Genomic DNA, 12,687 nt, shown 5'->3' with positions numbered 1-12,687 from the left:
AATACTTACAGAAATTGCATGAGTAATAACACAGTGCCGGCCAGAATGAGAATTGACCAGCCGACAGGACCTGCGTATTTACCCCATAAGTTTTCAGTATAAGGCCCCAGCCATAAAACGATAAGAGCTAATAAATAATAACGTAAGGCGCGAGCGATACCGGCTGCTAATAAAAATAGTGACATCGGGTAATCGGCGGCGCCTGCGGCAAGCATAGCGACCTGAAATGGCACCGGGGTCACGCCAACCAGAAAAATAGCGGTGAAGCCATCTTGTTTGAGTGTTTCCTGAAACGTTTGATAATAATCCTGAACGGATAAATAATTGATGAACCATTCACCGGCAGTGTCAAATAACGCAAAGCCAATGCAATAACCGCCAACAGCACCGGCGAGGAACCCCGCCATGGCAACGGTTGCAACCAGCCAGATACGTTTCCGTTCAAGCACCATGTAAGGTACCAGCACCAATTCTAATGCGATAGGAAGTACCGTGGCCTCCAAAGCTGAGAGAAAAAAGAGCATGACCAGTGCATGGGGCGAACTGACCAATTTCTGATACCATTGTTGTGTTTTGGTGTTTTCTCTCATTGGCTCGTCTATACGTTATTTTCGATAGTATTTATCGGCGCAGTGTAACGTGATTTTTTTGCAAATAGGGATCAAAGCCGTTAAAACTTACGTAAACTTTGTCATCAAGTTCGTTGTTAAAAGGTAACTCAGAATGAAATATCGCGGAAGTCCGGCATTTACTCATGAGCAGGCAGATAAAGTCGGCGTGCTGGTCACTAACCTTGGAACTCCCGAAGCGCCGACGAAAAAGGCGCTAAAACCCTATTTAAAAGAATTTCTGTCTGACCCCAGAGTGGTCGAAGTGCCACGTTTACTGTGGTTTTTCATACTGAATGGCGTGATCCTTCGTTTTCGGCCTAAGCGTTCAGCCGCCGCTTATAAAACGGTCTGGACGGATCGTGGTTCTCCTTTGTTATTTCATACACAAGACCAGGCTACCGCAATTGAAGAAAAGCTAAAAGAGACCTGGGGCGACAATATTGTGGTCGATTTTGCGATGCGTTATGGAAACCCGGCACTCGGCGATGTGGTCGATAAGATGATGCAGCAGGGGGTCCGTAAGTTACTGGTACTGCCCTTATACCCACAGTACTCAGCTTCAACAACTGCCTCAACGTTCGACGCACTGGCTAAAAACTTTACCAAACGTCGTTGGTTACCTGAGTTGCGTTTTCTCACGCATTATCATGACTTCTCGCCGTTTATTGAGGCGGCGGCAAAACGTATTGAAAGACACTGGGAGCAGCACGGTCGCGCCGACAAGTTACTCTTTTCTTATCATGGTATTCCGCTGCGTTACTTAAAAAATGGTGACCCCTATCATTGCGAGTGCTACAAAACATCACGGTTATTGGCTGAGCGCCTGGGCCTTGGAAAAGATGATTATCTGACCACCTTCCAGTCTCGTTTCGGTCGTGAACAATGGCTGCAGCCTTATACCGATATGACCATGAAAGCATTACCGGATAAAGGGGTTAAGTCGGTACAGGTGTTCTGTCCCGGGTTCTCGTCTGATTGTTTAGAAACGGTTGAAGAGATTGGTGAAGAAAACCGGGAATACTTTATGGACAGTGGTGGTGAACGGTATGAATATATCTCTGCATTAAATGCGGAAAGTGAACACATTAATGCACTGTCTCAGCTAGTAGAGCAAAATTTACAAGGCTGGTCGGTTGAAGAGGTCTCAGGCGACCGCCAGCACAGAGCTGATGCTGTTAAAAAGCAAAGCTTACCTTATGATAATTAAAGGGGAAGACCTTGGCTCGCACTAGTTCATTTGGCAAGCCTTTCATGTTTATAGCATGGGGGCTTGCTATTGTTATGCTGGTTTGGTTTTTCGAAGACAAACTGCAGCAACAGTTTAACCCCAATACACAAGTTCAAAGTCGTATCGACAATGGACAAGTGACGGTTGTGCTCGAGCAAAACCGGATGGGCCATTATGTTGCTCAGGGAAAAGTGAACGGGCAGCCTGTTACTTTTTTACTGGATACTGGGGCGACTCTGGTTGCTGTGCCAGAAAATTTGGCCCAAAAACTGGGACTGCGTAAAGGCCGACAGGGCATGTCTCAAACCGCTAATGGTCGTGTTATCACTTACCGCACGCAAATTAACCGGTTAGAGCTGGGTGATATTCAGATGACTAATGTAGCAGCATCTATTACTCCCGGTATGGATGGCGATGTCATACTTTTGGGGATGAGTGCTCTGAAAGAATTTGAGTTAACGCAAAAAGGCGATACTCTTACTTTACGTTATTAAAAATAAAGCAGGATGATGTATGTATAAAACACTACTAGGTGCAACGTTATTGATTATTGCTGGTGGGGCCGGAGCCCAACAGGAAACGCTGAAACAATGCGCAGAAATTGAAGATTCGTTAGAACGACTGGTCTGTTACGACAATATTGCTAAGCAACAACGAGGTCAGTCACAACAGATGAAAAGAAAAGCTAAAGGAAAAATGTCGGCCGAAAAACAAAGGCAGGCTCAGCAATCGACTCAGCGTCATGGTAACGCCTCTTTAGAACAAAGCTTTGGTATGGAGCACAAGGACAGAGAGGAAGGGCAGCTGGACAAAGTTGAGATTGAGGTGGCTGCTAAAGAGCAAGGACCCTACGATAAGTGGCGGATAACTTTAGTCAATGGTCAACTCTGGAAGCAGACTGACAGTGGTGGCTATTTTTCGTGGGACGATAACGACACCTATTATATCGAACGTGGCGCATTAAACTCATTTTTCTTCGGGCGGGAAGGTTCAAACCGGCGCATGCGGGTGAAGCGCGTCAAATAAGAGGTATTGAGCATGGTTGCCACTTTATGTGGGGCCCTCTTGTGCAGAGCGAAACCGCCGGGCGAACTGCTCAAATGGGCAGTTCGCCTGCAGTTTAAAGAAAAAAGTTAAAGCTATTTAATATCGGTCAGCCTTAAGTAAGGACGAAGTGTTTTCCAACCTTGTGGAAATTTCTGTTTTGCGTCTTCATCGCTGACAGTTGGACGAATAATTACTGAGTCGCCGGGTACCCAGTCTGCCGGGCAGGCAACTTCTTCGCGGTCGGTAGTTTGCAGAGCATCAATAACCCGTAAAATCTCATTAAAATTGCGGCCTACTGTCATAGGGTAAGTCATGATCAGCCGGATTTTTTGGTTGGGATCAATAATAAAGACTGACCGAACGGTTGCTGTGGCACTTTCGTTGGGGTGGAGCATGTCGTAAAGTTCAGCAACTTTGCGTTCCTTATCAGCAACGATAGGAAACTCCAGCGTGGTATTTTGAGTGTCATTCACATCGTTGATCCAACCTTTGTGGGCGTCTACCGTGTCAGTGGATAAACCAAGAGGTTTTACATTGCGCTTCTCAAACTCCGGCGCCAATTGTGCGGTTCTTCCCATTTCGGTGGTGCAAACCGGCGTATAATCAGCCGGGTGACTGAAAAAGAATACCCAGGAACCTTTCGCCCAGTCATGAAATTTGATCGAACCCTGAGTGGTATCAATGGTAAAGTCTGGTGCAGTATCGCCAATACGTAATGTCATAAAGTTACTCCTGAAATAAGTGTTGATAACCTTTATTGGTAACCGTTAAATGATAGCTCACTGAACACATTACAAGGCAATAGGCTTAGAACCTTTTACTCTAATATAGATGCATGGATTATCAGCAATGAACTTATTTATTGACGCCGACGCATGCCCGGTGGCGATTCGGGAAATTCTGTTTCGCGCGGCACAGCGTAAACAACTGCCGCTTTATTTAGTGGCGAATCAGCGTATCCAAACCCCTAAGTCTAAGTTCATTCATATGATTCAAGTGGGTAGTGGCTTTGATGTCGCGGATCATGAAATTGTTCGCCGTTGTGAGGCTAATGATTTAGTCATAACCAGCGATATTCCTCTGGCTTCCGAAGTGATCGACAAAGGCGCTAAGGCGCTGAGCCCTCGCGGAGAATTATTTACTCCGGACAATATTCGGCAACGACTGAATATACGCGACTTTATGGACACCATGCGAAGCAGCGGTATTCAGTCGGGCGGACCGCCACCGCTATCCAATGTTGATCGCAAAAACTTTGCGGATCATTTAGACAGACTGCTGGCAGGGAGCTAAGCGTGGCTTTTTTTGCTGCATTACCGGCTATCGTCTGGGCTCTGGCTATTTGGATCTTTCCTGAATGGCTGACAACGATTTCATTACCGGTCCCCGAAGCTGTTTTTGCTGCGTTAGGGCTCGTCTTTTTAGTCGCAGCTTTTTTTCGACAATGGTATTGGTTCTACTGGTGCGCCTGGATTGGTGGTAGTTACGCAACCATCCAACTCGGTTTGCAGCAGCCATTAGCGCAAAAAGAAGTTTCGCTGCTTTATGAAGCGTTGCCGGTATGGCTATCTATTAGTGCGTTGCTCTTAGCTTTTGTAAATAAGCCGTTATTATTGAGCGGCAAAGGTATTCTGACAGTTATGGTTGTGGGAGGTTTGCCTTTAGCGTTGCTGTTGCCTCAGGTGGCTGGCATTGTTGTTTTGCTCAGCCCGGCGGATATTTTAACCTTACCAGACTGGCAACAAGGCTCATTTCCTATGGGCTTACTGCTATGGACCATAGCAATGGCTGGTATCTGGGCAACCTATTTATTGTACAAGACTGCCTCATCCTTTGCCTGGAGCCAATGGGCAGCCTGGCTGGCAATGATGATATTTTTGCTGGTGGTTCAGCATGAATATGCTTCCACCTGGGCTGCGTTAGCCGCCGCTACGGGGTTATTGCTGGCGCTGGCTGACCAAATGGTAAAGCTGGCTTACATTGATGAGCTTACCGGACTCCCGCAACGGCGGGCACTAATAAGCCAATTGCAGCATTTACGCAAACGCAGTGCCGTTTGTATGCTCGATGTGGACTATTTCAAAAAGTTTAATGACCGTTATGGGCATGAGGTTGGTGATCAGGTATTGCGGCTGCTGGGCAGTATTTTGAAAAACCACGGAGGCTTTAAAGCATATCGTTACGGTGGTGAAGAATTCACGTTAGTGTTTGCTCATAACAACGAAGATAAGCTGAAAAATGCGCTAGAAAGTGTGCGCCGTGAAATTGCTAACTACCCTCTTAAATTACGGGAGCCATCGCGACCTAAGAATAAGAGCAAAGGTAAAGAAGAACGCGGTAAAAAAGATGAAGCAAAAACTGTCAAAGTGACAATTAGTTTAGGCGCAACATTAAAAGAGCCTGACGACACACCCGATAGCATTTTAAAGCGTGCCGACGAAAACCTTTACTCTGCCAAGGAAGCCGGGCGTAACCGGGTTGTTCTTAAGTAGTGGCGATCTAAACACTCTGGTATACGTTATTAGTAGGTACAAATATTAAGTCATGCGTTATAAACAAAACAGGCAGGTCAATGAGCTACATTAAAGAAACGATTGAAAAGTTAAAGCAGACCAGTCCCGCACAAGTTGAATTTTATCAAGCGGTAGAAGATGTACTTGAGTCGATAGAACCACTGCTTGAAGAACGCCCCAAATATCGTGAGCACGCCATTATTGAGCGTTTAGTTGAGCCCGAGCGTCAGATTATGTTTCGGGTTCCCTGGATGGATGACAAGGGTAACATTCAGGTGAACAAAGGTTATCGGGTGGAGTTTAACTCGGCACTGGGGCCTTATAAAGGTGGGCTACGTTTTCACCCCAGCGTCAACGCCGGCATTATTAAGTTTCTCGGTTTTGAGCAAATTTTTAAGAACGCATTAACCGGTTTGCCGATTGGTGGCGGTAAAGGTGGTGCCAACTTCAACCCGAAAGGAAAATCTGATGCTGAAATTATGCGGTTTTGTCAGTCTTTTATGAGTGAGCTGTACCGACATATTGGATCGAATACCGATGTTCCGGCCGGCGACATTGGTGTGGGTTCACGCGAAATTGGTTACTTATTCGGGCAGTATAAACGGCTGGCGAACCGCTTTGATGGTGTGTTGACGGGTAAAAGCTTGTTGTGGGGTGGATCGCACGCCAGAAAAGAGGCAACAGGATACGGTGCCGTCTATTTCGCACAATGTATGATGGACGATAAAGGCGATTCACTGGAAGGGAAACGCTGTTTAATTTCAGGATCCGGGAATGTTGCTATTTATGCCATGGAAAAGTTGTATGAACTGGGCGCAAAACCGATCAGTTGCAGTGACTCCAGCGGTACGATTTATCATGAGCAAGGCATTAATCTGGACTTGGTTAAGCGTATCAAAGAAGAGCAAAAAGGGCGATTGAAAGAGTATCTTGAGACTCATAACAACGCAGAGTATACGCCCAGAGATGATTATCCTAAAGACGGCCATACCGTCTGGCGTTATAAGGCCGATTTAGCCTTCCCTTGTGCAACTCAGAATGAACTGACTGAAAAAGATGCGCAGTCACTATTAGAGAATGGCTGTCAATGCATTGTGGAAGGGGCGAATATGCCTTCAACGCAGGCGGCAGTTGATCTCTTCATTGAGAGTGGTGCGGCTTATGGTCCGGGGAAAGCGGCTAATGCCGGCGGTGTAGCAACAAGCCAGTTAGAAATGGTGCAAAACGCCAGCATGTTGCGTTGGGACTTTGAAGAAGTGGATGAAAAGCTCAAAGATATCATGCGCAATATTTATCAGGATGCTAAACGCACGGCGGAAGATTTTGGTCACCCGTCAAACTTAGTTCTTGGTGCAAACATTGCAGGCTTCCGTAAGGTAGCCGATGCCATGATAGAGCAAGGCGTGGTCTGAATACTTGATTAAGAGCAACCTCTTTATTGAGGTTGCTCTTAAGTTTCGCCACTATTACTGCTTTTTCATCTCCTGCTGAAACTCTGCCAAGTCAGAAATTACCTTCTGATTCGGAAGGTCCGCGTATGGCTTATCAGCAAACTTGGTACCGCGTAACTGCACCGAAATACGTGCCGCATCGGGGTTTAATAGCGTTTCCTGATAAAAAGCTTTGGCATCTTCAAGAGTCACACCTTCAACTGCCTCAATGAGCTGTTCTTTACTGTCGAATTCAAACCGCTGAAGGCTCAAGTCTGCCAGTAAGGGCGAGGCTTCTTCACTGAGGTTTTTTGGTTTCTCGTTCAACGTAATTAACGTACTTTGCTTAATTTGCTTGAACTCTTCCGGGGTCATTTTCTGCAGCTCTTTCCAGTATTCTTGCTTAAAGCTGTTAAAACGCGCTTGCATATCAGCAACATTTTTTACTGGTGTCTGAATATATAGGCCAAAACCGGCGTAATTATCCAGACTGGGTGCAAATGCTCCTACAGCATAGGCTAACTGCTCTTCGGTACGCAGCGTATCGAAAGCTACGGTACGGAAGTGGCTTTGTAGTACGCTGCCAGCAGCTAACGGCTCAAAACCCGGTTCAGGGTGAATGTGCGCGTCAACCACCGCGACGTCAGCAACGTCTAAGTCACGCCGCAATACAATCGATTTCCCGGGCGCTGGCTTCCAGAACTGGGGAGCTTCAAAGTCAGTGACCTTGCGGTTTGCTGGTAAGCTATCTTTAATGCGTTCAACAGACTCTCCCAGGTCAGCCTGGTCATAATTACCGAAAGCAAATATGCGAATAGCATTATTGCTGAGCAAGGTACCCATGAAGCTGGATAAATCCGCTGGAGTAAGCGCTTTTGCTGTCTCAATCAAGTCGTCCTGATTAAATCCGCCTTCACGAATAACTTGCCCGTAGGCATCAAAACTTTGATAAATTGGGAATTGCTGGCCTTTGTTCTGAAGGTCTCTGACATAGCGGTCAACGGCTTGCTTAAAAGCTTGTTCTTCAACGTCAAAACTTAAGTTCTCAATAGCGCGCTCAAGCAACTGAGGTTGTTTATCGGTAAAGCCGGATACCGTAAGGGTGAGCCCGGTACTGTCGCTCAGATTAAGGTTCATGCCGGCAATATTAGCTTCTGTATCCAGAGCGCTGATATTCATATTATATAAGTCGCGCCAGATGGCGGTCAGAACATCTGCTTTTACGCTCTCAAGCGGTGCGGCATTGTTAATTTGTATATTGAAGACACCGCGAGGCTGGTCGCTGTATAACTGGCTTGGGTATTGCCATACCTGAATACCGTTGTCTTCAATAACCACTTTGGGCTTATCAAAGGCTTCATTTTGCTTAATGGCAAAGTTTTCAGGCAGTAGTGTATTGACTTTAGGCAAGTTAATAGCCATTTGAGGCTCTTGATCCCAGCTGGCAATTTCCTCTTGCGGAATATCAGCAACTTTGTATTTACCCTCATAAAAATCAAGCTGACTGTCGTGTGGTTCGTCCTGGCTTATGTACCAAATGCGGAGCCGTTGCGGTGTCAGCTGTGACAATACCGAGCGGACGGCTTCAGGATCAAACGCCTGGTATTCATAAGGCGCGCTGATAGCGTATTCCGCAGGGAAGTTTTGCATCGTTTGAGCTAAGTTAGAAACGTAGCTGAATTCATCGCCTTTTTCTAAGAAGCGGAAGCGGTTACTCAGGCTGGTTTTTATTTCGTTAAAGTACTTCTCATCTACGCCTTCAGCACGGACTTTATCAATGTACTGCATAACAAGCGCAACAATATCTTCACGCTGTTGCATACCAGCATTGGTTAGCTCAATGTTCAATGTCAGCGTGCCGTAGTTGCCGTAAAAGGTCGGCTGGGCAGAGGCCTTCAAATTGGCAATCAGGCCTGCGTCTTTTAGTTGTTGCGCTGGCGTACCCGGCATCTCTGAACCAAGCAGGTAGCTGACATAACGGTTAGGCTTAACGGCAAACTGGTCCTGATTATCGTTAATGATAAATTCCAGCTTCAGCTGTTTGACGTCTTCGTTGGGTACGTAATGAATGCGTTTTTTGCCTACATCATCAAAGTTAATCTGTGCAGTGACTTCCGGCTCGTCAATGCTGTCATCCTCAATACTGGCAAAGTGTTTACGGGCAAGCGCTTCCATGTCTTCTAACGAACGGTTGCTGATCATGGCAACCTTCATGATATTAGACGAATAAAAACGGTTATAAAAATCGACCGTTTCTTCATGCAACTTGCTGTTTTCTTTGTCGCTCAAGCTATCCAGGTTGCCGATAAGGAAGCGGTTAGAGGGATGTTCACCTAACAGTAAACGGCCTAATTTAAACTGACCAAAAAAGTCCATTTCGCGGCGCATAGACCATTCAGCGTTAACAGCATTACGTTCTTTGTCCACGTACTCAGGGTACAGCTTAGGGGCTTTAAAAAAGTCTGAAAAACGATCGAGTCCTTCGTTGTAGGCATCGTTATTCACTTTAAACATGTAGTTGGTAATGTCCAGCCAGGTAGAAGCGTTCTGGCTGCCGCCATTATTACTCATAAATTCGCTGTATTCGTTTGTATCGGGGTATTTTTCAGTTCCCAAAAACAACATATGCTCAAGATAGTGCGCCATCCCCTGTTGAGCTTCCGGGTCCTGCAACAAACCAACACCTACACTTAAAGCGGCTGCCGACTTGTCCGTATTAGGATCAGATACCAGCATAATTTCAATATTGTTATCCAGAGTCACCACGCGGTATTCGCGTTGGTCGTTCGGACTTTTAATTACCTCACCGGCTACCGCCGGTTGTACTGTGCTGGTCTCTGTTGCCGGTTGACTGCAACCTGCGGCTAATAAAGCACTACTAATAGCGCTTGCGAGTAATAACTTCTTCATAAAATATCCTTTAAAAAATGACTCTAATATAATAACGGGGACTATCCTGCCTGTTGAGGGTAGTCTTTAATTATTTGTTGACTAATTTGTAACAGATTGTGAAAGTAAAATCATTAAGATGGATACAGGGATGTCGAAAAATGAAATGGTTTCTTTTACTCAGTGCGTTTTCTTTATTAATAGGTTGTTCCTCACCGACTGTATTTTTAACAACGGAACGGTTGTCGCAATATGACCGGGAAAAATTGATAACGGCTTTATCGGATAATGGATTCAAAGTTAAAACCACCTCAGGTGTAATGATCCCCGAAGCGTTCCCGGATGTTGTGGTGGCAACGAACCCGGCAAATGAAAACCTCAAGTTTTTTAATCAACTTGAGCAAGTTATTCGGCAACAAAAACTGGGTTCGATAAGCTATCAAAAACTTTATCAGCAAAAGCATTATTATAAAGGCCGGAATGTTGGACTCTATGTGCGAGGTAACGCGCCTGAATTAAAGCTTCCGCCTGTTCTTCGTGGAAATGCCCAGACCTGCAATAATCAACGTATGATCCTTGAATTTAAAAGCAATAAGCGACTCAATATTGATGTAGAGGCTGAGAAAATCACTTCTTACACTGGAAGCTATAAATCTGTTTTACCTGACACTATTTATGCCAATTTCGAGAGTTTAGAAAGCCCCGTTACGTTGAGGCTTGCCAAAGTATCCGTAAAAACCTACGCAGGTATGAAAACGGCGGACAAAATTGTTGTCACTAAAAGCAGTAATAAAATGCTAACCGAAGGGTGCGAATTTATGATCATTCATTATTAAGCATGGTAATGAACCGAGCTCATTTTTCCTCAGTGCATCCGGCGTAAACGTCGGCATAAGGCTGATCAAAGCAACGAATAAAGTTATCAACTACCGGTAAGTTTGGTGGCCACTGTATTTCAATAGGGTTGCCATTTGCATCTTTTGGATTAAAACCTCCGTATCGATATCTTTGGCTACGGAAAACGAGGAAGCAATAATTATTGAAAGGAAGCTCGTTTAAGCTCTATTACTTCTTTACTTTAATCAATAGCCGCAGGCTGCTCGCTCGCATCACAATCTTGCTCAGATGGAAGCTATCGGGGTAAATAGTCCTCAACCTCCGCTTGTGGCTTGCCAAACAGATAGCCCTGGAAATATTCGCACCCCATATTCTGCAGTCGTTCAAATTGTTTGTTTGTTTCAACACCTTCTGCGATAACGGACAGGTTCATACTACGACCCAGGCTAATAATGGTCTCGGCTAACAATGCACCTTTACTCTGTTGCTCCAGGTTATCAACGAATGCGCGGTCTATTTTAAGTTCGTCGAGAGGCAACCGGGTGAGATAAGCTAAGGACGCATAGCCCGTACCAAAGTCGTCTAAAGAAATCGATATACCCAGCCGGCGCAAACTCTGCATTTGCGTAACAATAAAGTCGATGTTGTCAGCTATTAGACTCTCTGTCAGTTCAAAACGTAAATTGCTGGGGTTTGCACCTGTGCGCTCGAGAGTGCTCTGTACGCGTTTGATAAAATCACCCAGACGAAACTGCACAGGACTTACATTGACTGAAATTTTCAGGTGTTTGCAGGTGCTACGGGCTTCCCATTGAACAAGTGTTTCACAGCTTTTCTCCAGAACCCAGTCACCAATATCTATAATACTGCCAGTCGCCTCGGCTATAGGAATAAAATCATTAGGTGATATTGCCCCGAGGGTAGGGTGTTGCCAACGAAGTAGTGCTTCAAAGCCGATAACTTGCTGTTGTGCATCTACCTGTGGTTGCAGGGCTAGAGCAAACTCTTGATGTTCAACGGCATGATTGAGCGCCTGAGAAAGTTGTAAGCGCTCTTTGACTGTAGATTCCATTTCCCGGTCGAAGAAGCTAATAACCTTGGTATTAGAGCTTTTCGCCATTTGCAGTGCTATATCTGCCTGGCGGACTAACTCATCACTGGGTAAGCTGCTGGGGCACTGAAATAAAGTAATACCAACGCAAGCACCCAATTGATGAGTGTTATTCTCCAGCATTAATGGTGTTTCCAGCTCTGCAATAATCTGAGTTGCCAATTGTTCTGCTTCTGCTGCAGCGGCATCGAATGACGGTGCGGTGCATGGCAATAAAATAACAAATTCATCCTTACCGAGGCGAGCAAGATCATCGGCAGAAGAGGCAAACTGTTGTAATGATTTTGCGCAATGCACAAGAACGCGATCGCCACTGCTGTAACCAAGACTCTCGTTGATACTATGAAAATTAACAATATCGATAATGAGCAATGCGGCGACTGAATGTTCGCCTTTAACGCTACGCATCATACTCGCTATGCGTTCAAGCATTAGACGCCGGTTGGGTAGATCAGTGAGCGGATCATAATATGAGAGACGTTGCACTTCGGCCTCGGCCATTTCCAATGAGCGCGTATCAGCGTCCATGCAAAACATAATAGGCTCGTCATTCGGGAGTGCCACCACCGTGTGGCTCGAGTAAACGGGAACCATACTGCCATCTTTATGTTTGAGGTTAAGTCGAGCCGGCGGAATGCCTTGTTGATGCTCGAACATCCAGGCTACTGCCTGCTCTACTTCATTGTGCATGTTATGAGGAATGATTAAGTCATAAATACTGCGACCCAGTGCTTCACTAGTGGAGTAACCGTAGATTTTTTCTGAGGCAGCATTCCAATAGACTACCGCGCCATCGGCGCTATAGCCTTGAATAGACATAGTTTGCGTGTCATCAAACAGCTTGCGGAACCGTGCTTCGCTGATTTTGTTGTAGCGGCTTTTTGTCATGAAATTGAGCCGTTGGTTGAAATTAGGGGGAACGGGTTAACTTAAAGTACTAAGTATAGAACATAGTTGAATTGCGGCTCGTTTGCTAAACATCCATGGCTAGAGTATTTAGCCTCAAATCTCACCACGACTG

At 45.6% G+C, this 12,687-nt stretch carries 11 protein-coding genes; 7 read left to right on the top strand and 4 right to left on the bottom strand.

The features are described from left to right. Positions 1-5: 5 nt before the first annotated feature. Positions 6-590 carry a YqaA family protein gene (locus L8G48_RS08910; RefSeq protein WP_248264259.1) on the bottom strand — a complete coding sequence of 195 codons (585 nt, stop codon included), beginning with the start codon at positions 588-590 and terminating at the stop codon, positions 6-8. 133 nt (positions 591-723) lie between these two features. On the opposite strand from L8G48_RS08910, the gene hemH reads away from it, so the two are divergent. From hemH to L8G48_RS08895, 3 genes are read left to right on the top strand one after another with little or no spacing between them, the layout of a single operon-like run. Next, positions 724-1,818, top strand: coding sequence for a ferrochelatase (hemH, locus tag L8G48_RS08905; protein WP_248264258.1), 1,095 nt, complete (start codon positions 724-726; stop codon positions 1,816-1,818). A gap of 44 nt (positions 1,819-1,862) precedes the next feature. Then, positions 1,863-2,333 carry a retropepsin-like aspartic protease family protein gene (locus tag L8G48_RS08900; RefSeq protein ID WP_248264257.1) on the top strand — a complete coding sequence of 157 codons (471 nt, stop codon included), beginning with the start codon at positions 1,863-1,865 and terminating at the stop codon, positions 2,331-2,333. 19 nt (positions 2,334-2,352) lie between these two features. Then, positions 2,353-2,865, top strand: a complete 513-nt coding sequence (locus L8G48_RS08895) for a type VI secretion protein (RefSeq protein WP_248264256.1) — start codon at positions 2,353-2,355, stop codon at positions 2,863-2,865. 113 nt (positions 2,866-2,978) lie between these two features. Here L8G48_RS08895 and L8G48_RS08890 read toward each other — a convergent pair whose 3' ends face one another. Continuing rightward, on the bottom strand, positions 2,979-3,608 hold the full coding sequence (locus L8G48_RS08890; protein WP_248264255.1) for a peroxiredoxin: 630 nt from the start codon (positions 3,606-3,608) through the stop codon (positions 2,979-2,981). A gap of 127 nt (positions 3,609-3,735) precedes the next feature. Here L8G48_RS08890 and L8G48_RS08885 point away from each other — a divergent pair, with 127 nt between their 5' ends. From L8G48_RS08885 to gdhA, 3 genes are all read left to right on the top strand, one after another. After that, positions 3,736-4,179 carry a YaiI/YqxD family protein gene (locus tag L8G48_RS08885; RefSeq protein WP_248264254.1) on the top strand — a complete coding sequence of 148 codons (444 nt, stop codon included), beginning with the start codon at positions 3,736-3,738 and terminating at the stop codon, positions 4,177-4,179. A gap of 2 nt (positions 4,180-4,181) precedes the next feature. Then, positions 4,182-5,378: a GGDEF domain-containing protein gene (locus L8G48_RS08880; RefSeq protein WP_248264253.1), complete on the top strand. Its 1,197-nt coding sequence runs from the start codon at positions 4,182-4,184 to the stop codon at positions 5,376-5,378. A gap of 80 nt (positions 5,379-5,458) precedes the next feature. Then, positions 5,459-6,811, top strand: coding sequence for an NADP-specific glutamate dehydrogenase (gene gdhA, locus L8G48_RS08875; RefSeq protein WP_248264252.1), 1,353 nt, complete (start codon positions 5,459-5,461; stop codon positions 6,809-6,811). 54 nt (positions 6,812-6,865) lie between these two features. Here the strand turns inward: gdhA and L8G48_RS08870 are convergent, their stop codons facing one another. Further along, entirely contained in the window at positions 6,866-9,739 is a 2,874-nt protein-coding gene (locus L8G48_RS08870; RefSeq protein WP_248264251.1) for an insulinase family protein, read from the bottom strand. 140 nt (positions 9,740-9,879) lie between these two features. Here L8G48_RS08870 and L8G48_RS08865 point away from each other — a divergent pair, with 140 nt between their 5' ends. Continuing rightward, on the top strand, positions 9,880-10,554 hold the full coding sequence (locus L8G48_RS08865; RefSeq protein WP_248264250.1) for a hypothetical protein: 675 nt from the start codon (positions 9,880-9,882) through the stop codon (positions 10,552-10,554). Positions 10,555-10,850: 296 nt separating this feature from the next. Here L8G48_RS08865 and L8G48_RS08860 read toward each other — a convergent pair whose 3' ends face one another. Continuing rightward, entirely contained in the window at positions 10,851-12,554 is a 1,704-nt protein-coding gene (locus tag L8G48_RS08860) for a putative bifunctional diguanylate cyclase/phosphodiesterase (RefSeq protein ID WP_248264249.1), read from the bottom strand. Between the last annotated feature and the right edge of the window lie 133 nt (positions 12,555-12,687).

Source organism: Idiomarina aminovorans (assembly GCF_023155095.1).
Taxonomy (GTDB): domain Bacteria; phylum Pseudomonadota; class Gammaproteobacteria; order Enterobacterales; family Alteromonadaceae; genus Idiomarina; species Idiomarina aminovorans.
The sequence above is the reverse complement of the archived record's forward strand: the minus strand, read 5'-3'. Positions and strand labels throughout refer to the sequence as shown.